This window comes from Mycobacterium sp. NPDC050441, assembly GCF_040655355.1.
GTDB lineage: Bacteria > Actinomycetota > Actinomycetes > Mycobacteriales > Mycobacteriaceae > Mycobacterium.
In genome coordinates this window covers 1-22,983 of record NZ_JBFAJS010000002.1, presented here as the reverse complement: position 1 = coordinate 22,983, position 22,983 = coordinate 1, and the positions used below count along the sequence as shown (strand labels likewise).

The following is a 22,983-nucleotide window of genomic DNA, read 5'->3' as shown; positions in this document are numbered from 1 at the left end:
TCGGGTTCTCCATCGATCTTGCTCCTCGCGTGCGCGGCAGGTCAGGTGGTGGTGACCAGTGTTCCGATCTTCTCACCCGCCACCGCACGGGCGATATTGCCTTCGGTGAGGAGGTTGAACACCAGCATCGGCATCCGGTTGTCCATGCACAAGCTGAAGGCGGTGGCATCGGCGACCCGCAGGCCGCGGTCGATGACCTCGCGATGGCTGACTTCGGTGAGCAGCTCGGCGTTCGGGTCCTCCCGTGGATCGGCGGTGTAGACGCCGTCGACGGCCTTGGCCATCAGCACCACCTCAGCACCGATTTCCAGGGCGCGCTGCGCAGCGGTGGTGTCGGTGGAGAAGTACGGAAGTCCCATGCCGGCGCCGAAGATGACGACGCGACCCTTTTCCAGGTGCCGCACGGCACGCAGGGGGATGTACGGCTCGGCGACCTGACCCATGGTGATGGCGGTCTGCACGCGGGTGTCGATGCCTTCCTTCTCCAGGAAGTCCTGCAGCGCAAGGCTGTTCATCACAGTGCCGAGCATGCCCATGTAGTCGCTGCGGGTGCGTTCCATGCCGCGCTGCTGCAGCTGCGCACCGCGGAAGAAGTTGCCGCCGCCGATCACGACCGCGACCTGGACTCCGCTTCGGACCACGGCGGCGATCTGGCGGGCCACCTGATGCACGACGTCGGGGTCGAGGCCGACCTGGCCACCGCCGAACATCTCTCCGCCGAGCTTCAGCAGAACCCTTGTATAGAAGGGACGAATGGGTGCTGCGCCCTCGCCGGCGACATTCGGATCCGCCATCGGTCTCCTCGGCACTCCTCGCATGTAGAGAGCCACCCGGGTTACCCCTGGACGGCCTCTCCATCCTGCCCTATGGCGGGCGGCACACCTAGTTTGGGTGAATTCTCGAGGACCGAGTGTCGCCGGCGGCGCAGATCAGCCGGCGCCTACCCCAGGTGCGCCTGAAGCAACCAGGCCGCCATGGATTTACGGTCGGTACCTTCGTCGCGGAGGTCCATTCGGGCGAAATCGGCGAAGTTGGCGAATTCCGCCGGCACGTGGGCGTGGATGCGGGCCGGTCGCACGTCGTCGATCACCCAGTACTTGCCGACGACCTCGCGCAATTCCTCCTCGCTGACCGGATTGGCCGGTCCGGAATCGCCCATCGTCCCCTTGTCGAACACCAGCACGAAGTAGGAGGCGCCGGGAGCAGCGGCTCGCACGATCGACTGCTGGTAGCCCTCGCGAAGTTCGACCGGCATGGAATGGAACAGCGTGGAGTCCACAATCGTCCCGAAGCGACCGTCGTAGCCGGTGAACGCGCTGATGTCGGCCACCTCGAAGCTGGCGTTGGCCAGCCCGCGTTTGGCGGCCTCGGCCCGGGCCAACTCGATGGCGGTGGCCGACTGGTCCAGCCCGACCGTGGCGAATCCGCGCTCGGCCAGGTCGAGCGCCGTGGCCGCCTCACCGCAGCCGGCGTCGAGCACCTCGCCGTGGAACTTGCCCTCGGCGATCAGTGCCGCGATCTCGGGCTGCGGTTCGCCGATGCTCCACGGCGGGCGCACCCCGGCGAACTCCGGAGCCTCACCGCGGTAAGCGGATTCGAACATTGCGTCTGACATTTCGCTTGGTGTGGTCATACGTCCGGTATATCAACCTGGTTGATATGTGTCAATATGCTTGATATGAACTCCGATATGGGCGGCATCCTGGAGGAACAGCCACTCGGATATTTGATGTATCGCGTGGTCGCGGTGCTGCAACCACGGGTCGCCGCACAGCTGCAACCGCTGGGCCTCAAACTGCCCGAGTTCGTCTGCTTGCGCATCCTGTCGATGGTCCCGGGCCAGTCCAACGCCGAACTCGCCCGCCACACGAACGTGTCACCGCAGGCGATGAACAGCGTCGTGCGCGGGCTTCAGGACCGGGGCGCGGTGCGCAGGCCGGCCACCGTCGACTCGGGACGGGCGCTGCCCGCCGAGTTGACCGCCGAGGGCGCCGAATTACTCAAACGTGCCGAAGCGGCAGTGCTCGCCGCCGAGGACGAGGTGCTCGACCGCCTCGACACCGAGCAGCGACGCGAACTCAAACGGCTCCTGGCGCACGCAGTCACCTGAGCCGTCCCGACTTCTGCCGTGCCGAGCGCCGACACAGTCGGTAATGTCGCCGGCGGATGAAGATCGTTCTGGCCCCGGACTCCTTCAAGGAGTCGATGACCGCGTCGCAAGCGGTGGCGGCGATGCGCGAGGGCATCCGGTCGGCCTTACCCGATGCCGAGTGCATCGGGGTACCGATGGCCGACGGTGGTGAAGGCACGGTCGACGCCGTTGTCGACGCCCTCGGTGGTGACCGCGTCACCGAGGTGGTGCAGGATCCGCTCGGCCGCCCGGTCCCGGCCACCTACGGCCATGTTGCCGGGCGCCGCCTGGCCGTGATCGAGATGGCCAGCGCCTCCGGCCTGGAGCTGGTGACACCGTCTGACCGGGATATTTTGCGCGCCGGCACATTCGGCGTCGGACAGTTGATCACTTCGGCCCTGGACCACGGCGCGACCGAGTTGCTGGTCGGCATCGGCGGTTCGGCGACCAATGACGGCGGGGCCGGCATGCTCACCGCCCTGGGCGTCGCCTTCACCGACGCCGACGGTGCCGCGTTGCCGCCCGGCGGCGCGGCACTGGCACGGCTGCAGCACATCGACGTCTCGGGCCTTGACCCCAGACTGGCCGATGTTAACGTCCGGATCGCCTCCGACGTGACCGCGCCGCTGCTCGGAACCGGCGGCGCCAGTGCAGTTTTCGGCCCGCAGAAAGGGGCCACCCCGGCGGACGTCGCGACCCTCGAATCCGCGTTGACCCGCCTGGTCGAGGTGACCGAGACCGCGCTCGGCCGCGCCCGACCCGATCAGCCGGGTGCCGGGGCCGCCGGCGGCCTGGGCTTCGGACTGATGGAATTCCTTGCCGCCGAATGCGACCCGGGCGTCGAGGTGATCGCCCAGACCGTGGGACTGGAAAGGGCGTTGACCGGAGCCGACTGGGTGTTCACCGGGGAGGGCAGCGTCGACGCCCAGACCATGTTGGGCAAGACGCCGTTCGGCGTCGCCCGGTTGGCTGCGCGCACCGGCGCCCGGGTGGTGATCTTCGGCGGCCGGGTAGCCCCCGACGCCGAGGTCCTGCTGGCCAACGGCGTCGACAAGTTGGTGGCGATCACCGCGCCGGGCACCCCGCTGGATCAGGCGTTGCGTGACGGCCCCGCCGCATTGACCCGTGCCGCCGCCGAGGTGTGCCGCGCGCTGTAACAGCCGTGACCGCTCAGAGGATCGCGGCCGCGATGATCAGGCCGAAGGCCACATACGAAGCCGTCACGACCAGGACCTGTGGGGTGAACCTTTCGGAGGCCAGGACGCCGCCGATGTCGATCCCCTTGATCGCGCCGACCAGCCGGACCGAGAACGCCTGGGCCGCAATGCCCAACAGGCCGAACACCAGCGTGGTGATCAGGCCCTGGATCAGGTCACCCGACGAGCTGTAGATGGCCAGCACGACGATGAACGCCATCGATATCACGCCGGAGGCGGTCACCGCGGCGGCGTTGGGACGCCCGGCCTGCACCAACGTCCGCAACGGACCGGGAGTGGTCCAGTCGATCACGTAGAAACCCAGGACCATCAGCGCCACACCGACAATCGAGTACAGCACGATCGCCGACACCCCGTGGCCGAGGACCGACCAGTAATCGGAGCCGAGCGCAACCAGAGTGGTTGTCATAGGGGTAGTCCTTCCAGATCACTGCGGGATACGGTGTGGCACAAAGGCAGCGCCGTTGTCGGTGACGAGACCGGAGGTCTCGCGGATCCCGAGTCCGGCGGATTCGTCGCCGACGATCCACGCGCCCAACGCCGGGCGCATATCGTCGAATTGCGGTAGCGGATCGAGCAGCTGGTACACGTAGCCCTCTTCGCCGTACACGCCGCCGGTCTCGGTCTCGTACCCGGCCCCGACGATGGTGATGTTGGCACCCTCACGTCCCAGTTTGGGTTTGCGCACGTACTCGGTCAGCTCGTGCGGGTCATCGACGTAGGCGGGCAACAGATTCGGGTGCCCCGGATACATCTCCCACAGCACCGCCAGGATCGCCTTGTTGCTCAACAACGTCTTCCACAGCGGTTCCACCCACATGATGGCCGGCAACGATTCGACGGCCCGGCGGCCGAAATCGTCGTCGAGCATCCACTCCCAGGGGTAGAGCTTGAAGATCGAGTCCATGGGCGCTTCCGCGAGGTCGACGAACCGGTCTAGATCCGCGTCGAACCCGATGTCCTCGATCGCCAGGCCCACGGTGTTCAGGCCGGCCTCGGCCGCACATTCCTGAAGGTAGGCCACCGTCACATGATCCTCGCCGCTGAGCTCGGCGCCCGACCAGGTGAAGTACGTCTCGGCCCCCGGAAGGCGGTCCCGGATCTCGCTCCAACGGGCAACCAGCTTCTCGTGCAACGAGTTCCACTGATCGTCGTCCGGATAGACGTCCGTCTTCCAGTGCCACTGCAGGATCGCCGCCTCCAGCAGTGTGGTCGGGGTGTCGGCGTTGTACTCCAGCAGCACCGGGGGTCGGCGGCCGTCGTAGCGCAGGTCGAAGCGACCGTACAGGTGCGGATCACTACGGCGCCAGGACTTCTCGATGTGCTCCCAGCTCCATTCGGGCAGCCCGAAGTCGCGGTAGCGCCCGGTCAACACGACGTGCTCGACGGCCTCGAGGCACATCGAGTGCAGCACCTCCACGGAGGCCTCGATCGACAGCACCTCGTCCATGTCGAAGACGTAGTGCACCGACTCGTCCCAGTACGGGCGGTCGGCACCGGCCGCGTCGCGCGCCGGGGTCCCGTAGCACATCCCCTGGTCGGCGACGATCTGTTCCCAGCCGGCTCGCGGGGAACTACGTTGACGGCGCATTCAGCTCCCCGAGCTTTTGCCGTAGCTCGACGACGAACCGAAGCCGCCACGCGAGATCGACGTCCCCGATTTGGTCTTGGCCGTGGTGCCCTTGGGCTGTTCGATGGTCCCGCCCCGGGCAATCGTGCCCACCCCGCCGCTGTTGCCGCCGTAGTAGTACCGGTACGGCGAGCCGAGGTAGATGAAGGTGCCCCCGGAACCGCTGTGGCCACTGGAGCAATACGAATCGGGCACCACCTCGTTGGTGCCCTCCTTGACGCACGACGCCGCGATTTCCTCTTTGTGCAACAGGTGGTAGCCGAGTGCGATCACCCCGACGACACCGACCACTGCCACCGAGCCCATCAGAACCTTTTTGCCGGTGGCGGCGCGACGTTCGCGCTGCTCCTCCTGCTGCCTCGCCCACTCTTCGGCGGCCTCGCGCGCCTTCTGTGCCTTGTCTCGCTGGCGTGCCTCAGCCACGGTCGGCGGCCGCGGCGTGGTCGTAGCCGGATCCTGCCAACGTATCGATCCGGGCCGCGGATCCGGCCGGTCCTCCTCGCTCGGCTGGAAACCGTCACCTGGTTGGTCTCCCAGACCCATGCACATCCCCCCGTTTCGGCGGTACCCGCCGGCCATCATAAGAGGAGGGCGCAACCGCCGCGCCATCTACTCGTGAGAACGAGCATAAGGCCCGGTTGCTGCACGAGCAGACACTTACGTACCTGAGCATGCTGTGGTCGGGGTACGCGTACGTGGCTGCTCGTGCCGCGTCAGTGGTGGTGGCACGCCGCCGGCGGCGAGGGTGGAACATCCAGGGCCGGGTTGCCGTCGAAGAAACCCACCGGCTTGAGCTTGAAGCCGGTGTAGTGGCACGGCATCACCGGCCAGTCCTCCGGGCACACCACGTGGTGCGCGCCCACGGTGTACCAGAGCACGACGTCGGTGTCCTCCAGCGGCGCATCGTCGGCCACATACTCCGGCAGCCCTTGGGCCTCGGCGCACTGATACATGTAATCGCCCGCAGCGTAGAGCTCCTTGGGGTCATAGCGGGTCACCCACAGGTTGTGCTGGACGAACCGGGCCCGATCGTAGATCGTCGACCCCTCCTGCACCATCACCGGGACGATGTCCTTGGGCATCAGCTTGTAGCCGACCGGTGCGCCGAACTCGTTGAGCTTGGACGGATTGACCACCTTCCAGTACCGGCCGGTCGAATGCTCCCAGTCCCGGGCCCCTTCGGACTCCGAGGCCACCAGTGTGTCGCGGGTTATCCAGGCGTTGTGGTGTGGGTTCAGTTCCGGGTTCGGCTCGGGGATCGAATCCACCTCGTACACACTGTTTCCCGGACCGTCGATGCTCATGTCCATCCGGAAGTTGAAGAAGTGCTGATGGTTGGGTCCGTACATTCCCGGCGCCACCATCTTGCCCCAGCGCGGTGGCTCCCCTTCGGTGATCGCCCCGGTGGTGAGTACTCCGGTGAGTTTGACCTCCATCTCGATGGACGCGTCGTTGTAGAGGTACCAGAAGAAGCCGTACTCGTAGTTGCCGACGGTGCAGATCATCGAGATGACCAACCGACGGGACCGCCGTACCTCGACCTCACCGGTGCGGAAATCGGTGTGCTTCCAGGAGATCCCGTAGTCCTCCTCGTGCATACAGATGGCGTTGGGGATGGTCACCGCGTTTCCGTCCGAGTCGTTCACGGTGCCGTCGAAGTAGAAGATCTCACCGAGACAGTCACAGCCCAGGGTCAGCGGGTTGGCCGAGAAGCCCATCCCCACCTCGCCCATGTCGAAGACGTTCTTGTTCCAGTGGGTCGGCGACGTATCGCCGTAGGGCACCACCATTTCCGACAGCGCTGCGCGATACATGACGGGCCGCACCTCGCCGCGGTCGGTGTAGGTGACCTCATGCAGCACCAGGCCTTCGCGCGGGTTGAACCCGACTCGCAGCGACCATTTCTGCCACGTGACGTTCCACCCGTCGACGGTGAAGCTGGGCCCGTGGGGCTGGGCGATGTCGATGGTCTTGACGTCGTCGCGGAACTGAGTGAACGCGGGTCGGTTGTCCGGATTGAACATGAACTGCTCGGAATAGTTACCGCCCGCGGACGGCAGCGGGACCGCACCGTGGTCCTCGATGTCGAGGACCACCATGTTGTCCAGGTCGAAGGTGACGATCAGGCCTTCGACCGGTCGTGCGTAGCCGTTCTCCGACGGCGCGGCGCGCATGAAGGTCAGCGGCCGGCAGATCAACGGCGAGTTCTCGTAGTGGTCCTGTGCGCCGTAGTAGCCGGCCGGCCACGGATCGATCATCGCCAGGCTGAAATCGGTGACGCCCCGTTTGCGCATGGCCGCCTGCCACCGGGGGTCTTCCCGCACCTTCTCTTCCACCCCGGTCATGTGCTCGACCAGGTAGGAGGGGAAGCGGCCGGGAATCGGGGTCCACGAATCGATGACCCTCGCGTCGAGGTCGACGACGGCTTCGTAGATCAACTTGGCGGCACCGTCGTACATCGTCGCGAACGCCCGGCGCGGAACATCGGCCGGCCCCGCGAAGCGCAGTGTGACATTCTTCGCCGGCTCGGCCAACTGAATCATGACGAACTTCAATGTCGGTGTGGCGTAGTCCGATCCGGTGATGACGGCTGCGGCCGCCTCGATCTCGGCGCCGGTCAGCGGGTCGAGTGGATAGCGGGTCGCGCCTTCGGCCGATCCGGCCGGTACCAGGGTGCTGTCCATGGTCATCGAGCTAAACCTCCTTGGTTGCAGTCGAGCCGTCGGTCAGGTCGAACACCGCGAGATGCGCGAGGGAGTCTTCCTGTGACACCTTGTGTGCCGAGCGGCGGCCGAAGATGTAGACCACCAGCCCGAGGGCGAACATGCCGACGCTGATGCTGCCGACCCATTTCATCCACTCGCCATCCCCGACCCCGGCACTGGTGAGCCAAGATTTCGCGAACGAGTAGTAGACGCCCCCGATGGTGCCCAGGGTGCCGACGACGACGGTGATCCAGACGCCGACCATGCCGCCGGGGATGCGCCAGAACGTCTCGTTCTCATAGCGATCGGCATACTTCTTGCGGGCGATGACGACCGGGATGAGAAAGAAGAAGCCGGAAAGCAGCCACACGGTCGACAAGCCACCCTGAAGGAAGATCGTCGTGTTGACCAGGCTGCTCTGCGAGTACAGGCCGACGATGAGCATCGACGAGATGACGCCCTGGATCAGGATGGCGGACACCGGATTACGAGTGCGCGGGTTGAGATGGGTGAAGATGCGCGGCAGGTGCCGCTCCAGACCGGAGACGAAGATCAATCGTGAGTAGGCCACCTGATACGTCATCAACGCGACGACGATGATCAAGGCGAGTACGACTGCGCAGATCTCCATCAACCCGGGGAATCCCGCGACGTCCAGCATGCCGATGACACCCGTCACGGCGTCGATCTCTGCGGTGGGCAGCGCCATCATGGTGCCCAGCGTCGTCAGCAGGTAGATGGCGACCAGCGCTGTCGAACCCCAGAGGATCATTCGCGGGCCACTCTTGCGCACCGACAGGAACTCCGCACCCATGTTGTACGGCGTCTCCACACCGAGCAGATAGAGCAGCACGGTGCCGTACAGGAAGCCCGATACCGCGAAGTTCGGAATCGTCGCCTCGGACCAACTGAACGGCGTTGCCGAACCATTCTTCACCGCGAAGAGCACACCCGAGATGAAGATCGTCAGCGCGAGGATGCCGAACACCACGAAGACAACGTTCATTATCCGTTGGTTGGCGGCGAGCTTCGCCAGCGCCAAGGCGACAACCGTCCACAGGATCGCCAGTTGCAGGATGACGCTCGTCATCACGCCGAGCTCGGTGTGGAAAGCCAACAACAGGAACGAGAGAACCACCGCGGGCGATGACGCGGCGTTGAGGATCACCGGCACCCACGACAGGTAGCCGCCGATGAAGCCCCAGGTCTCCCCCATCGTCCGGGTGGCCCAGATGTAGACACCGCCCTGCCCGGGCCACAAATTGCCGAGTTCCACCACGGCCATCCCGGCCGGGACCAGGAATGTGAGGATGCCCAGCACCCACATGGGGATGGCGGTCCATCCACCTGTTGCCATCACCGAGGAGCCGGTGATCCAGCAGATGATGAAGACGTAGGCCGCGGTCAGGCCGAAGGTGCTCATCACCTTGGGCAGGATCTGTTCGGGGACCAGCTCGGTCGTCATCAGCTTGTCACGCTCTGACGGCGCCGCGGTCTCCAATTCTTGAGTCATTGATTCCTCTCCCAATACGGTTGAGTCAGTTGACGATTTGTCCGTCTCGCATCCGGACGACACGGCTCGCTTCGTCGGCCACCGTGGGATCGTGGGTGCTTGCGACGACCGTGACGCCCAATGTCGAGCACAGGTCGCGCAGCATGCGCACCACCGTCTCCCCCGTGCGGTGGTCGAGATTGGCCGTCGGCTCGTCGGCCAGTACCAGGGTCGGGCTGCTGATCAGTGACCGCGCGATCGCGGTGCGCTGCTGTTCGCCGCCCGACATCTTGGTCGGCTGGTGATGCACCCGATGCCCGAGGCCCACCAGCTCCAACAGTTCGGTTGCGCGCTTGCGCAACGACTTCCGGTCGTAGGGCTCGAACATCAGAGGCAGTTCGACGTTCTCGACCGCGGACAGGAACGGGATCAGGTTGTAACTCTGGAATATGAAGCCGATGGTGTCGTGGCGCAACGCGGCGAACTGGCTTTCGGTCAGTTGCCCGGTGTCCTGTCCGTTGAGCGTGACAGAGCCCTTCGTCGGACGGTCCAGCCCGCCGATGATGTTGAGCAGCGTGGACTTTCCGCTGCCGCTCGGTCCCATCAGACAGACGAACTCCCCCGGCATCACCTGGAGTTCAGCGGCGACGAGGGCCTTGACCACCTCGTCGCCGAGCTTGTGCAGTTTCCACACGTTGCTGATCTCGATGACGGGCTTGTTGAGCAGCTCGGTGTCATCTACGGTTACAGCGTCGTCGAGTGCGGTCATGATCGGATTAACCTCCCGCGGTCAGGGATCGGATGGGCGGACGAGATGCGGCATTGAAGGTAGGGACGAAACTCGTTGCGACTGCGGCGGCGACGCTGACCCCGACGGCGATCACCGCGCCGACTGCCAGGCCGGCATAGGAGACTCCGGTGGGAGCCAAACCCACGAATGCGACCACGATTCCGGTGACACCCGCACAGACCGCCCCGAGCAGGGCGCCAAGGACGGCGGCCACCACCGGTTCGACAAGCAGGGCGGCGACCACGGGGGCCCGGGGAATGCCGTTGGCGCCGAGCACACCGAGTTCGCGGGTTCGGTGCGCCACGGTCCGGGTGGTCGCCACCGCGACTTCGACGACGCCGACCAGCAGGACTGTCACCGCGATCAGGACCACCGCCCGGTTGATCTCCTCGGCGTGCCCCAGGGTGGCCGACTGTGCGCGAATGCCCGCCGACATCCCGAACACCAGCACCACCAGGAAGGCACCGGTGGCGGTGGTCACCACTGGCAGCACCATCTCGCGGATACGCCGACGCGCTGACAACCAGCCGTAGGCCAGACCCTTGTCGATCACCTTGCCCCCAGAAGGTCGACCGGACGTTGTTGCAGGAGCCGGTGCACCGGCACCAGGGCACCGACGATGGCCATCGCCGGCAGGAACGCCGCCACCATGCCTGCGGCCTGCGCCCATGCGGTCGGTGTGGCGATCCCCGGAATAACCAGTGCCACAGCAAGACCCGCACCGAGGACGCCGACCACATAGGCCGCCACGAAGACGATCGCCGATTCGACCAGGAAGAAATACAGCACTTCGTCTGCCAGGCCGATGCTGCTCATGATCCCGAACTCACGCTTGCGTTCGGCGACTGCGGCCAGGAAGGACGAGACGGCGATGACGAAGCCCAGCGCCAGTCCGATGGTGGAGATCAGCCCCAATGTCGAGCCGGTCACTTTTCCGGAGAACAGTGCCGAGAACTTCTGCTCGAAATTCAGCGGACCCGATCCGCCGACCGTGTCGTAGATCAGTCCAGGTCCATCGGGCTCCGGGCGCACCGACGGATCCGCCGTGAACGGCAACCCGACAGCGGCGCCGAAGGTTTCGGCGAGGTCGCGGCGATGTTCGTCACCCGGCGGTGCGGTCACCGTCCACCAGCCGTTGTTGCCGACCAACAATCGCGCCAAAGTCGGCGCCACCGTCATCGACTCCCCCGGCCCGGAGACCTCGGCGGTGAGCGGCAGGCCCGCCACGTCGATCACGTCTCCGGACGCGACCCCTAACCGACCAGCCAGATCGGCGCCCAAACCCACTTTGCCAGAAGGTATTTCGTCGATACCGCGTAGTGACACCGCAGCGCCGTCGATCACCGTCACTCCGGAGATCGTCATCCGGCCATGCCAGCCGTCGGGCAGGTCGAGCACCGGCGGCGGTCCATCGGCAACCAGAGCGCGGGCCTCGTTGTCGTAGTGCACACCAGCAGCCGGCACCACCCACAGCTGGGCGCCGCCGAGCACTTCGGTGACCGAATCAGCCCCGGTGATAGCAAAACTCGACGAGATGGTGCGCACCACGGTGACGCAGGCGATTGCGAGCGCGATCCCGAGTACCGACAACACGAACCGTTCGGGCCGGCGACGAATGTTCGCCAGTGCGAATCTCATCAGGCACCCGAAGGTGCCCCCGGTCCGCACCGCAGCAGTCGCGATCTCCGGCGATCGACGAGCTGTGGATGCTTGAGACGACGGTATCGAAGCTACGGTCTCCACAGCAGGGAATGCTGCGAGCCGGGTGTTTCACCTGGAGCAGATCGCGGTGTCAGGCGAGTTAACACCCACTGATCGGCGTTACGTCATGATGTCGCCGGCACAACGGATTTCGTCGTGAGCCTTCGCTGACGAGTTCAAAACCAGCTTATTTCACCGCTTTTCGCGCGCGTTTGCGCGGGGCGGCCGGCGCCGGGTCCTGAATGCGCGGCCACGGCCTGGCCTCTTCGAGCTCGTAGGCCAGTTCCAGCAGCAGAGCTTCACGGCCCCGGGTCGCCGACAGCATCATGCCCACCGGAAGACCGGCATCCGTCTGGGCCAGCGGCAGCGAGATGGCCGGATCCCCGGTGGCGTTCTGCAGCGGGGTGAACGCCACCCAGCCCAGCAGCCGATCGATGATCTGCTCGTAGTCCGCCGTCGGGTCGAGCCGTCCGATCTCCAGGGTGGGCTCGGCCAGGGTCGGCATCAGCACCGCGTCGTAGCTGTTGGACAGCCGCTCGGTGATCCGCCGCGACCGCGCCAGCCGGGCAATCGCCGCCGGGACCCGATAGAGGTTGCGGGAGGCGTGTCGTTCCAGACCCAGCGTCAGATTGTCCATCTTGTCTCGGTCGAAGCTCGGGCCGAAGGAGCGCTTCCCGCCGCGCACCAACGCATACGCCAGGAATGCCCAGTACAGCAGGAAATCATCCTTGAAATGCGCCTGGACCGGGTTGCCGATCACGGTGATCTGGTGGCCGAGTTCCTCTAGCAGTGCGGCGGTCTTGTGCGTCAGCTCGGTCATCTCCGGACCGGCATCGTGCACGACCGACTGTGTGCACACCGCGATGCGCAGGCGCTGCTTGCCCGGGCGGCTCACGTCGCCGATCGGCGGCAGCTTGGGGTTGCGATAGACGCGCTCCATCTCCCGGTAGAGCGCCGCGGTGTCACGCACCGATCGGGTGAGTACCCCGTCGGACACGATCCGCAGCGGCATCATCCGCAGGTCCTTGTCCTGCGGCAAGCGGCCTCGGGTCGGCTTGAGACCGACCAGCCCGTTACAGGCGGCGGGGATCCGGATCGAGCCGCCCCCGTCGTTGGCGTGGGCGATGGGCACCACCCCCGATGCGACGAAAGCGCCCGAACCCGACGATGAGGCGCCCGCGGTGTAGACGGGGTTCCACGGGTTGCGCACCGGGCCCAGCCGGGGATGCTCGCACGACGCACTGAAGCCGAACTCCGAGAGACGGGTCTTGCCCAGCGGCACGAGACCGGTGGCGAGGTACGCGCGGGCGAAGTCGCCATGGGCCGTTTCGGGGCGGGGTTCCCACGCGTCGGTGCCGCGCATGGTCGGCATCCCCTCGACCGCGGTGTTGTCCTTGACGAAGGTCGGGACACCGTCGAAGAACCCGCCGTAGCGGCTGGGTGCGGCGCCGCGGGCGTGCGCCCGGTCGAAGGCCTCGAACGCCAGTCCGTTGAGGGTGGGATTGACCGCCTCGATCCGCGCCACCGCGGCCTCGATCAGGTCGGCCGCCGAGACCCGGCCGGCTCGCAGCTCCTCCACCAGGCCGACGGCGTCGTGCTCACCCAGGGCATCGTCGCCGAAGGCGAAGATTCGACTCATGCTCAGACGGTACCAACTAGTACCGCTCGGGCGGTGGGCTCCCGCCCCGCCGTCACTGCGTCCGGGCCACGCTCTGCAGCACCGCCAGATGCTCGTCGACGGTCCGCAGACCCGCTCCCATGGTGTTCACCGTCACGTGCGTGGCTCCGGCGTCGGCCCACGCGGCGATGTCGGCCGCGGCCTTGTCCGGATCACCGGTCCAGCCCACCCGACCCTCCATGCCGATCGTGGCGGGATCTCGCCCGGCCGAGACGGCCGCACGCTCGACCCGCGCTCGTGCGTCATCGAGTTCCAGCCCGGGCCCGATCATCGGGAACCAGCCGTCGCCGAGTCGCCCGGCCCGCTCCAGGGCCCGCGCGGAAGCCGCTCCGAACCACACCGGGATCGGACGCTGCACCGGCAGGGGCGCCAGCCCCGCACCGGTCACCCGGTGGTGACGGCCCTCGAAGGTCACCGACGATTCGGTCCACAGGCGGCGCATCAGCTCGACCTGCTCCTCGGAGCGCCTGCCGCGGTTGCCGAATTCCTCGCCGAGCGCCTCGTACTCGACCGCATTCCAGCCCAGCCCGACGCCCAGGCGCAGGCGCCCGCCGCTCAGCAGGTCGATCTCGGCAGCTTGCTTGGCCACCAGAACCGCCTGGCGCTGCGGCAGGATGATCACGCCGGTCACCAGTTCCAGGGAGGTGACCGCGGCCAGGTAGCCGAACATCACCATCGGCTCGTGAAATGTGGTGTAGAGGTCATATGGCCCGGCCCAGTCCCGATGGACAGCCGGATCAGCGCCGACGACGTGGTCGTAAGCCAGGATGTGGGTGAAGCCCAACTCTTCGACACGCTGGCCGTAGGTGCGCACGGCTCCTGGATCCCCGCCCAGTTCCGTCTGCGGAAATACAACCCCTACACGCATGCTCACCTCCAACACCATTGGTACCTGCCACACTCCCACACCGGCAAAGCTCCCCGCGCCGGCGTGAGCAACTACCCGGCACCGACCAAGTCACGAATGAACAAAACCCCGCGCTTTCCGGGATCGCCGGAATGAGCGCGGGGTTTTGCGGCGGGCGGCGACGGCTGAGCCGTCAAACCGGGTGTGGGTGTGCCGCCCGGGTCTCGGTGTACTGCTAGGCCTGGCCGACCTCGAACCGCACGAAGCGGGTCACGGTGACCCCGGCCTCGTCCAGCAGGGCCTTCACGGTCTTCTTGTTGTCGGACACCGACGGCTGATCCAGCAGCACGACGTCCTTGTAGTAACCCGTGACACGACCTTCGACGATCTTGGGCAGCGCCTGCTCAGGCTTGCCCTCTGACTTCGCGGTCTCCTCGGCGATACGGCGCTCGTTGGCGACGATGTCCTCGGGCACCTCGTCGCGGGTGAGGTACTTGGCCTTGAGCGCGGCGATCTGCAGGGCGACCGAGTGTGCGGCCTCCTTGCCCTTCTCCGCGTCGCCGGCCTGGTACTCGACCAGCACGCCGACGGCCGGCGGCAGGTCCGCGGCACGCTTGTGCAGGTAGGTCTCGACCGTGCCGTCGAAGTAGGCGGCCCGACGCAGCTCGAGCTTCTCGCCGATCTTGGCGCTCAGGTCCGCGATGGACTGCTCGACGGTGGTGTCCCCGACCTTGGCGGCCTTGAGGGCATCCACATCGCCGGCCTTCGCCGCGGCAGCCGCCCCGACGACCTGATCAGCCAGCTCCTGGAACTCGGCGTTCTTCGCGACGAAGTCGGTCTCGGAGTTCAGCTCGATCAGCGCGCCGTCCTTGGCCGCGACCAGACCCTCGGCGGTGGCACGCTCAGCGCGCTTGCCGACGTCCTTGGCGCCCTTGATACGAAGCAGCTCGACCGCCTTGTCGAAGTCGCCGCCGGCCTCGACCAGAGCGTTCTTCGAGGCGAGCATGCCAGCGCCGGTCAGCTCCCGCAGTCGCTTGACGTCGGCAGCGGTGTAGTTAGCCATGTAAGACTTCTCCTTGGACTGAAAAAAATCAGGAAGCGTCAGTGGATGTTTCGGGTGCAGCAGCGGCCTCGCCCTCGGCGGCACCGGCGGTGGCACCGGCCAGCAGCTCCTGCTCCCACTCGGCCAGCGGCTCGACACCCTCGGTGGCCTGCTTCTCACCGGCACCTGCGCCGGCCCGAGCCTTCAGGCCCTCGGCCACCGCGGAGGCGACGACCTTGGTCAGCAGAGCAGCCGAACGGATCGCGTCGTCGTTGGCCGGGATCGGGTAGTTGACCTGATCCGGGTCGCAGTTGGTGTCCAGGATCGCAATGACCGGGATGCCCAGCTTGATGGCCTCGTTGATCGCCAGGTGCTCCTTGTTGGTGTCGACGACCCAGATCGCCGACGGCACCTTGGCCATGTCGCGGATACCGCCGAGACTGCGCTCGAGCTTGTTCTTCTCACGCGTGAGCATGAGGATTTCCTTCTTGGTGCGACCCTCGAAGCCACCGGTCTGCTCCATGGCCTCGAGCTCCTTCATACGCTGAAGGCGCTTGTGCACGGTGGAGAAGTTGGTGAGCATGCCGCCCAGCCAGCGCTGGTTCACGTAGGGCATGCCGACGCGGGTGGCCTCTTCGGCGATGGACTCCTGCGCCTGCTTCTTGGTGCCGACGAACAGGATGGTGCCGCCGTGGGCAACCGTCTCCTTGACGAACTCGTAGGCCTTGTCGATGTAGGTCAGCGTCTGCTGCAGATCGATGATGTAGATGCCATTGCGGTCGGTGAAGATGAACCGCTTCATCTTGGGGTTCCAGCGTCGGGTCTGATGCCCGAAGTGAGCGCCGCTGTCCAGCAGCTGCTTCATGGTTACAACAGCCATTTCGGCTATGTCCTTTATTCGTCGGTTGTCGCCCGGCGTCGGGTGATGCCAGGCCCTGGTGCCCGCTGGTTGCCGGACCCGATCTGGGAAACCCCAGGTCAGGACCGCCGGCATCCGTGTACGACCCCGTTGAGGCGATCGATATGCGCAGACACGCGAAGTCAGCCCGCTAGCGAGCTGCGGGTAGAAGTTTACACGCCGCACAGGCGTGCCTTTACCACGCGGCAAACGCGGGCCCGTTCATCCACAGGCCCGGTTTTCGGGTCTTCCGGACCGCCCGGGTTGACGCTGAACTGGGGTGGTGAGGGTTGTCGCGACGGCGCTGCTACTGAGTATGGCGTGGATGTGGCCGGCTGCCGCCCACGCCGACGGCTCGCGGCTGCAGTGGCCGGTGTCCCCGCGACCGGCGGTGACCAGGGGGTTCGATGCCCCCTCCCCCAATTGGAACCGCGGCCATCGCGGCGTCGATCTGGCTGCCGCGCCGGACCGGCCGATCTATGCCGCAGGGCCGGGCACCGTGGTCTTCGCCGGCGTCCTGGCCGGCCGTCCGGTGGTCTCACTCGCCCACCCGGGTGGGCTGCGCACCAGCTACGAGCCTGTGCAGGCCGCGGTACGGCCCGGGCAGACGGTCGCGGCCGGGCAGTTACTCGGCGCGCTGCTGGCCGGTCACCCCGGTTGTCCGGCGACGGCCTGCCTGCACTGGGGAGCGATGTGGGGTGCGGCCGCCCGGGCGGACTACGTCGACCCGTTGGGGCTGCTCGCCGAGACGCCGATCCGGCTCAAGCCCGCTGGTTGAACGACACGCCGCGATTGGTCAGGACGCCGAACCCCGGGCCGTGCGGCGCACGCTGATCGCATGCTGAACTCGGTCACGACCGTCGTCATCGCGCCGATCAAGCCGGTGGGCTGAGGCCGCGCAGGAATCCGGTCATCGCACCCAGTACGACGTCGGGCCGATCACGTTGGACCCAATGCCCAGCTCCGGCAACGATTTTCAACTGCGCATCCGGGATCAGTGCGGCGGCTTCACGGGCGTGCGCGACGGGCACGCCCGGATCGCACGCACCGTGAACGACGAGCGCCGGGCGGGGCAACGAGGCCAGCCGCCCGGTGTAGTCGGTCCGCTGCCGATTCCACCCGACCTGGTCACGCTGCCACTGCTCGAATGCCGCGAATCCGTCCGGTTGGCCTGCCGCGGCCATGATCTCGTCCATCAACGCGTCGGTGAGCTGGCCGGGGTCGGTGATCAGCGCCTGCATGCTGCGTGCCATCGCCCTTCGGTTGGTGCCCACCCAGCGGGTCATCGCCCCCAGCAGGCCGGTGCGCAATGTCACCCAGGTAAGGAGTTGCCGCACGCCGGACAGCGGCCCGTCCGACAACCGGGGCATGATCCCGTAGCTGCTCAGCAGCATCGCGCCGGTGACCCGGTCGGGCCGGTCCAGCACGTGGCCGATGGTCATGCCCCCGCCGAGCGACAGCCCTCCGAGGGCGTAGCGCTGCAGGCCGAGCCTGTCGACGAACTCACCCACATAGGCGACCAGGCGCTCCTGCGTCGCCGGCCGGTGTGCCGGTGGGGATTGGCCGTAGCCGGGATGGTCCGGTGCGATGACGCGGTGGCCGGCCTGGGCCAGCCGGGGCCCGATGCCGCCCCAGGACAACGATGCGTTGTCCACCCCGCCGCCGTGCAGCAACACCACGGTGGAGCCTGGATTCGGCGGTTCCCAGACGAGATAGGAGATGGGACCCGACGGCAGGTCGACGTGGGATCGGGTCGCGATGATGACAACTCCTCTCGATCAGGCCCGAGGATGGGCCTGATCATGTACGGCGCGCAGTCGCTCCACAGTGACATGGGTGTAGAGCTGTGTGGTGGCCAGCGAGGAGTGGCCCAACAACTCCTGCACGATGCGCAGATCGGCACCGCCTTCGAGGAGGTGGGTGGCCGCGCTGTGCCGCAGGCCGTGCGGGCCGATGTCAGGGGCGCCGTCGACGGCAGAGACGGTCTGGTGCACCACCGTGCGGGCCTGACGTGGATCGAGCCGCTTGCCGCGGGCCCCAAGCAGCAACGCGGGACCGGAATCGGCGGTGGCCAGGGCTGGCCGTCCCTCGGTGAGCCAGGCCGTGAGCGCGTGGTGTGCGGGCTCGCCGAACGGAACCGTGCGCTGCTTGTTGCCCTTGCCCAGCACCTGCAGCACCCGACGTGCGGTGTCGATGTCATCGATGTCCAGCCCGCACAACTCGCTGACCCGGATCCCGGTGGCATACAGCATCTCGACGATCAACCGGTCCCGCAATGCCAGCGGATCACCTTCCTGCACAGCGGAATTCATCGCCTCCATGGCGTCGATCGCCTGATCGCGACGAAGCACCGAGGGCAGGGTGCGGTGGGCCTTGGGGACCTGCAACCGGGCCGCGGCATCATCCTTGAGCAGTCCCCGCCGGGCCGCCCAGGTGCAGAAGGTCTTGACCGTGGAAGTACGCCGCGCCAGCGTCGTCCGCGCCGCTCCGGCCGCCGCCTGCGTGGCCAACCATGACCGCAGCGCCGGCAGGGTGACGGTGTCCAGACCACCGCCGGTGTGGTCGAACAACGCCCGCAGGTCACCCCGGTACGCCCGGCGAGTGTGCTCAGACCTGCCGCACTGCAACGCGAGGTACTCGTCGAACTCCTCAAGTATCGCCTCGACCGGGGTGCTCACTCCCCCACCGTGACAGACCGTTCGGGCTGCGGTCGTCAACCGCGCGCGTGTCGCAGCGTCACGGAATGACCGGAAGCGTCACGGCCGAAGGATGCTGTGCGTCGTGCAGGATGGCCTGATCAGCCGTGCGAACCACAGTGTCCTGCCCGAACGGCGCTCCGGTGTTCGGGTTCGGCGCGAACTGCGGATAATCGCTGCTGGAGATCTCGAGCCGGATGCGGTCGCCGGCCTGGAACTCGTAGCTCGTCGGCCACACCTGTATCTGAAACGGGTAAGGCTGTCCGGGCACGATCGGCGTCGGGTTGGACAAAGAGTCCCGGAACGCCGTCCGCACGATGCCGTTGTTGAGGTTGATCACTTGCCCACCCGGTTTCACCACCTCCAGCTTGGCGGTGAAATCTGTGTCGGGAGCACTGGATTGCGCCCACAGTCGCACCGATACCGGTCCGGTCACCTCGGTGTCGTGGTCGAGCGGTGCGCTGCTGTAGACCAGCACGTCGGAACGCTGTTCGACGGGCGTCTGGTCGTAGGGGCCCTGCGGGCCGGTCAGTGCACCGCAGCAGGAATGGCCGCCCGCACTCGGCGCCGGGAACGCCGGGTCGTAGGTGTAGGTGTCGGGCGCCTGCGCTTCGGGCGCGGCGGTGACGAGTTGTCCTCGGCGATCAGCGATTCCCCCCGGCCCGGACAGGTAGAACGTCGTCCACCGGGTCTGCGGCAACGGCCATTGTGTCGCCGACTTCCACTTGTCGGCCCCCATGACGAAATAGTCGACGCGGGGCTGACCGGTCGTAACCGGGTTGTCGCCGTTCGTGTCTTCGCCCTTGAGGAAATGGTCGTACCAGGCGAGCATCAGGTCGTTGATCGGGCTGTTGCCGACCGCGCCGATGTCGCGCAGCAGCGGCGCCGGTTCCGAGTCGGGGCGGCCCCAGTTGACGTGGTCCCACGGGCCGATGACCAAGCGCTGGTTGTCGCGGGCCACCTGGGTGCCGCCGTGCGCGACCATCCCGGTGAAGTTCTCGACGCCGCCGGCGAGAAAGGCGTCATACCAGCCCTCTACGTCCAGGACCGGCACGGGCACCGAACTGTAACGATCCCTGATGCTGACCCGTTGCCAGAAGTCGTCGCGGGTCGAATGCCGGATCCAGTCGAAATACCAGGGTGCGATCGCGGGATTGGCCGGCTGCATGGGCGGCAGATCTTTGAACGGCCGAAAGTTCATCCACCGGGTGGGATCGGCCGCGGCTGCGGTCAATTGCGCTGCGGCGGCCTGATCGTGGCGGTTCTGCGCGGCGGTCAGCGCCAGCGAGCCGATGGCCCACGGCTGGACGAACGCCAGCCGGAATTCCCCGCCCTCGTATGTCCAGCCGTCGTAGTAGTCGGAGGCGGTGTTGGCCGGTGCGATCGTCACGAGATGCGGCGGAGCGGTCACGGCGGCCAGCCATTGGGTGGCACCGACATACGACGACCCGTACATGCCGACCTTGCCGTTGGCCCCGGGGAGTGCCGCGGCCCACTCCACTGAGTCGTAGCCGTCGTCCATGTCGTGGGTGAACTCTTCGAAGACGCCACCCGAGTTGCCCTGACCGCGGACATCCTGGATGACCACCAGATAACAGTGCGACGCGAACCAGTCCGGCGACTGGTACCGCGTCTGGGCCTGGGCACCGGTTTTCCCGTACTGGGTGCGCATCAGCAGCACCGGAACCTGCTTGTTGACATGCGGCCGGTACACATCGGCACGCAGCACGGTGCCGTCCCGCATGGTGGCCGGCACGTCGGTCTGTTCGGTCACCTCACACGGCCCGCGCCCGGCGGCGGCCGGGAACGGCTGCCGGTGGGCGCCGCCGCAGCCGGCGAGGACCAGCACGGCGACAGCCGCGATCGCCACACCACGAATGACGATTGGGCGCACCTGTCGACCGTAATGCCTGGAAGCGTCGGCCGACCTGCAGTCCGGCGGCGTCGAATACGGCACGAATGTGAATTAAGTAGCGCATTACTCGTGTCCATCTGCAGCTGCGGCCTGAAACTGGCTGTGAGCGACGGCGGACAGGAGTTCGGAATGGGCGTACGCCATCGGAGCCTCACGGCGATCACCGTCGGACTGGCCCTCGCAGGCGCTGCGGCGATGGCCACGGCGTGCGGCGGGCAGCAACAGGACCCTGAACCGGCCAAGACGGTCACCGTAACCAACCACACCGAGGCCACCACGTTGCAGACGACGACCCTGGCGCCGAAGTCGACCGGTCACGTGACCTACACCCCGCCGCCCACAACATCAGGTCCGACGCCGACCACCACCACCCTCGTCGGCACCCCGACCACCACCGCCGTTACGCCGACAACCCCGACCACCCCGACGCGCGACGTGCCCACCGATATCCCGACGAACGACGTCCCCACTCCCCCGGCCGGCTGAGCGCACATGGCTGACGACGACGGCGCCATCCCGCCGTCCGTGCACAAATGGATCGGCGTGATCGGTCTGGTCGTGGCGCCGACCACCCTGGTGACCGGGCTGTGTTATTACTTCGGCTACACCTCGACCCGAAAAACCTTGGCATATCTGGGTATTGATTCCGATGCGATCGGATTCACCACCAATGACTATGTCACCAAGAGCACCGGCGTGCTGTTCGTCACTGCGTTGGTGGCGTTGTTGACGGTCACGGCCGTACTCGGACTGTGCACATACCTGCGCAGGGTGGCCGCCGCCGGGCGGCATACCCGAACCCTGCGGGCGGTCGCCTGGGCTCTGGGAGCCTTGGGCCTGGCCTGCCTGCTGCGGGGGGTTGTCGGCGTCATTCGACCCACGTTCACGCCGGACGAAAAGCTATGGCTGACGCCCATTGCCCTCGGGGTCGGCGCGGCCCTCCTGGTCCTCGCGGCCTGGCTGTTGCGCGCGACCACGCCCGCGCCCGAACGGCCACCGGTGAGCGCATTGGAGCGGGCGCTACTGGCCGTGTCCGTGGCCGTGCTGGTACTGGCGTCGTTCTGGGCCACCAATATCTTCGCCACCAAGGTCGGCGAAGTCGCAGGCATCAACGCCGCCGGGGAACTGTGGGCGAAGGAGACGACTGTCATCCTCGACACCGGTGACCGGCTGGCCTTGCCCGAACAACTGGTACGCGCCACCCCGCTGACCGACGCGTCGTCCCCGCAGGGCGAAACGTTCCGCTACGAGTGTTTCCGCGGCTACGCCGTGCGCGGCGACCTGTGGGTGTTGTTACCGGCGAACTGGCGTCCGGAATTCGGCTATGCCGTACTGGTGAATGCTGATTCGTCACACCGAATCACACTGCGCACCATCAAAGGTGCTCCCGAGCGGGTGGGCGGCGGGGCGAACGTGCGCGAGTACTGGCCCTGCCCGGAATTGGTGCCCACCACCACCGGATCGGCTGTCGAAGGTCAATTGCTGCCCGCGCCCGACGCCGGTCGGATCCTCGGCACCGACCTGACCGTGAGCCGGGAGTACCTCCAGCACCCCGCCGCGGACGACGTCGCGACCACCCAGAACTGTGCCGGCGCAGTGGATTCGGACACCCAGTCGATCCCCGCCAAGACCGGATACCGGGTCAGGTACGTCCGCGAACTGACAGGCGGCTCACCGCCGGTCCGAGCACAGGAAAGCGTCATCGAGTTCGACACACCGCATCATGCCTCGGATTTCGTCGACGCGATGTCCTCGACCTGGAAAGGTTGTGCGAACAGCGAATTGACTGTTCAGCGCGACGGCGCCGAAGCACATCATCAGATCGGAGAGGTCAGCGAGACCACCGGGCTGATGACCGTCGACGTGGACTCCGGCGATCGCGCGACCGATGTGTGCCGACACGCAGTCGGGGCCAAATCGAACGTCGTCGTCGACGCTGTCGTGTGCGGGCCGGCGGCCACCGACAAGGCCGCCGCACTGGTGAACGCGATCCGGGACCGATTTCCGGGCTGAACCTGATCAGTCCACCCGGCGCAACGCGTCGGGTGTGAGATCGGCGCGCGTCGGGTACCCGTCGACGCCCATGATCAGATCGGCCTCGGCGAGCAACGACCGCAGCACGTGCACGATGCCCTCCGCCCCGCCTAGCGCCAGCCCGTACGCATACGGACGGCCCACCCCAACCGCGGTGGCACCCAGCGCAAGAGCCTTGACGATGTCAGCCCCGTTGCGGATACCCGA

The 22,983-nt window shown here is 66.7% G+C and carries 23 protein-coding genes; 5 read left to right on the top strand and 18 right to left on the bottom strand.

Annotated features, from left to right (window positions below):
• Nucleotides 1–41 precede the first annotated feature (41 nt).
• Both pyrH and AB0I14_RS05115 read right to left on the bottom strand, forming a co-directional pair.
• Nucleotides 42–794 carry a UMP kinase gene (gene pyrH, locus AB0I14_RS05120; RefSeq protein WP_358016883.1) on the bottom strand — a complete coding sequence of 251 codons (753 nt, stop codon included), beginning with the start codon at nt 792–794 and terminating at the stop codon, nt 42–44.
• Between the two features lie 146 nt (nt 795–940).
• Complete coding sequence (locus AB0I14_RS05115) at nt 941–1,633, bottom strand: class I SAM-dependent methyltransferase (protein ID WP_358016880.1); 693 nt, start codon at nt 1,631–1,633, stop codon at nt 941–943.
• 36 nt (nt 1,634–1,669) lie between these two features.
• On the opposite strand from AB0I14_RS05115, the gene AB0I14_RS05110 reads away from it, so the two are divergent.
• The gene (locus AB0I14_RS05110; protein ID WP_358016877.1) at nt 1,670–2,110 is read left to right on the top strand and encodes a MarR family transcriptional regulator; all 441 of its coding nucleotides are present in this window, start codon (nt 1,670–1,672) and stop codon (nt 2,108–2,110) included.
• Between the two features lie 56 nt (nt 2,111–2,166).
• Nucleotides 2,167–3,288, top strand: a complete 1,122-nt coding sequence (locus tag AB0I14_RS05105; protein WP_358016874.1) for a glycerate kinase — start codon at nt 2,167–2,169, stop codon at nt 3,286–3,288.
• A gap of 13 nt (nt 3,289–3,301) precedes the next feature.
• On the opposite strand, the gene AB0I14_RS05100 is transcribed toward AB0I14_RS05105, so the two are convergent.
• The 12 genes from AB0I14_RS05100 to rpsB form a co-directional block, all read right to left on the bottom strand.
• Nucleotides 3,302–3,757, bottom strand: coding sequence for a DUF350 domain-containing protein (locus AB0I14_RS05100; RefSeq protein ID WP_358016871.1), 456 nt, complete (start codon nt 3,755–3,757; stop codon nt 3,302–3,304).
• Between the two features lie 18 nt (nt 3,758–3,775).
• On the bottom strand, nt 3,776–4,939 hold the full coding sequence (locus AB0I14_RS05095) for a glutathionylspermidine synthase family protein (protein ID WP_358016868.1): 1,164 nt from the start codon (nt 4,937–4,939) through the stop codon (nt 3,776–3,778).
• The gene (locus AB0I14_RS05090) at nt 4,940–5,446 is read right to left on the bottom strand and encodes a hypothetical protein (RefSeq protein ID WP_358018960.1); all 507 of its coding nucleotides are present in this window, start codon (nt 5,444–5,446) and stop codon (nt 4,940–4,942) included.
• A gap of 245 nt (nt 5,447–5,691) precedes the next feature.
• On the bottom strand, nt 5,692–7,668 hold the full coding sequence (locus tag AB0I14_RS05085; protein ID WP_358016865.1) for a primary-amine oxidase: 1,977 nt from the start codon (nt 7,666–7,668) through the stop codon (nt 5,692–5,694).
• A gap of 4 nt (nt 7,669–7,672) precedes the next feature.
• A complete protein-coding gene (locus AB0I14_RS05080; protein ID WP_358016862.1) occupies nt 7,673–9,196 on the bottom strand; it encodes an APC family permease in 1,524 nt (507 codons plus the stop codon).
• A 25-nt stretch (nt 9,197–9,221) separates the two neighbouring features.
• Nucleotides 9,222–9,944: an ABC transporter ATP-binding protein gene (locus tag AB0I14_RS05075; RefSeq protein WP_358016859.1), complete on the bottom strand. Its 723-nt coding sequence runs from the start codon at nt 9,942–9,944 to the stop codon at nt 9,222–9,224.
• Between the two features lie 7 nt (nt 9,945–9,951).
• Nucleotides 9,952–10,518 (bottom strand): FtsX-like permease family protein, encoded by a 567-nt coding sequence (locus AB0I14_RS05070; RefSeq protein ID WP_358016856.1) that lies wholly within the window; start codon nt 10,516–10,518, stop codon nt 9,952–9,954.
• Nucleotides 10,515–11,708: an ABC transporter permease gene (locus AB0I14_RS05065; RefSeq protein WP_358016853.1), complete on the bottom strand. Its 1,194-nt coding sequence runs from the start codon at nt 11,706–11,708 to the stop codon at nt 10,515–10,517. Before AB0I14_RS05065 ends, AB0I14_RS05070 begins: the two co-directional genes overlap by 4 nt.
• A 145-nt stretch (nt 11,709–11,853) precedes the next feature.
• Complete coding sequence (locus AB0I14_RS05060) at nt 11,854–13,305, bottom strand: amidase (RefSeq protein ID WP_358016850.1); 1,452 nt, start codon at nt 13,303–13,305, stop codon at nt 11,854–11,856.
• Nucleotides 13,306–13,357: 52 nt separating this feature from the next.
• Complete coding sequence (locus tag AB0I14_RS05055) at nt 13,358–14,212, bottom strand: LLM class F420-dependent oxidoreductase (RefSeq protein ID WP_358018957.1); 855 nt, start codon at nt 14,210–14,212, stop codon at nt 13,358–13,360.
• Nucleotides 14,213–14,426: 214 nt separating this feature from the next.
• Complete coding sequence (tsf, locus tag AB0I14_RS05050; protein ID WP_358016847.1) at nt 14,427–15,254, bottom strand: translation elongation factor Ts; 828 nt, start codon at nt 15,252–15,254, stop codon at nt 14,427–14,429.
• 28 nt (nt 15,255–15,282) lie between these two features.
• On the bottom strand, nt 15,283–16,113 hold the full coding sequence (gene rpsB / locus AB0I14_RS05045) for a 30S ribosomal protein S2 (protein WP_358016844.1): 831 nt from the start codon (nt 16,111–16,113) through the stop codon (nt 15,283–15,285).
• 334 nt (nt 16,114–16,447) lie between these two features.
• On the opposite strand from rpsB, the gene AB0I14_RS05040 reads away from it, so the two are divergent.
• Nucleotides 16,448–16,909: a M23 family metallopeptidase gene (locus tag AB0I14_RS05040; RefSeq protein WP_358018954.1), complete on the top strand. Its 462-nt coding sequence runs from the start codon at nt 16,448–16,450 to the stop codon at nt 16,907–16,909.
• A 97-nt stretch (nt 16,910–17,006) separates the two neighbouring features.
• On the opposite strand, the gene AB0I14_RS05035 is transcribed toward AB0I14_RS05040, so the two are convergent.
• From AB0I14_RS05035 to AB0I14_RS05025, 3 genes are read right to left on the bottom strand one after another with little or no spacing between them, the layout of a single operon-like run.
• On the bottom strand, nt 17,007–17,852 hold the full coding sequence (locus AB0I14_RS05035; protein ID WP_358018952.1) for an alpha/beta fold hydrolase: 846 nt from the start codon (nt 17,850–17,852) through the stop codon (nt 17,007–17,009).
• Nucleotides 17,853–17,909: 57 nt separating this feature from the next.
• Nucleotides 17,910–18,809 carry a tyrosine recombinase XerC gene (locus AB0I14_RS05030; protein WP_358016841.1) on the bottom strand — a complete coding sequence of 300 codons (900 nt, stop codon included), beginning with the start codon at nt 18,807–18,809 and terminating at the stop codon, nt 17,910–17,912.
• Nucleotides 18,810–18,867: 58 nt separating this feature from the next.
• Nucleotides 18,868–20,571 carry a CocE/NonD family hydrolase gene (locus AB0I14_RS05025; RefSeq protein ID WP_358018950.1) on the bottom strand — a complete coding sequence of 568 codons (1,704 nt, stop codon included), beginning with the start codon at nt 20,569–20,571 and terminating at the stop codon, nt 18,868–18,870.
• Nucleotides 20,572–20,871: 300 nt separating this feature from the next.
• Here AB0I14_RS05025 and AB0I14_RS05020 point away from each other — a divergent pair, with 300 nt between their 5' ends.
• Nucleotides 20,872–21,228, top strand: a complete 357-nt coding sequence (locus AB0I14_RS05020) for a hypothetical protein (protein ID WP_358016838.1) — start codon at nt 20,872–20,874, stop codon at nt 21,226–21,228.
• Between the two features lie 6 nt (nt 21,229–21,234).
• On the top strand, nt 21,235–22,755 hold the full coding sequence (locus AB0I14_RS05015) for a sensor domain-containing protein (RefSeq protein ID WP_358016835.1): 1,521 nt from the start codon (nt 21,235–21,237) through the stop codon (nt 22,753–22,755).
• Between the two features lie 6 nt (nt 22,756–22,761).
• Here the strand turns inward: AB0I14_RS05015 and AB0I14_RS05010 are convergent.
• Nucleotides 22,762–22,983 (bottom strand): alpha-hydroxy-acid oxidizing protein (locus AB0I14_RS05010; RefSeq protein WP_358016832.1); only part of this gene is annotated, 222 nt, incomplete at its 5' end.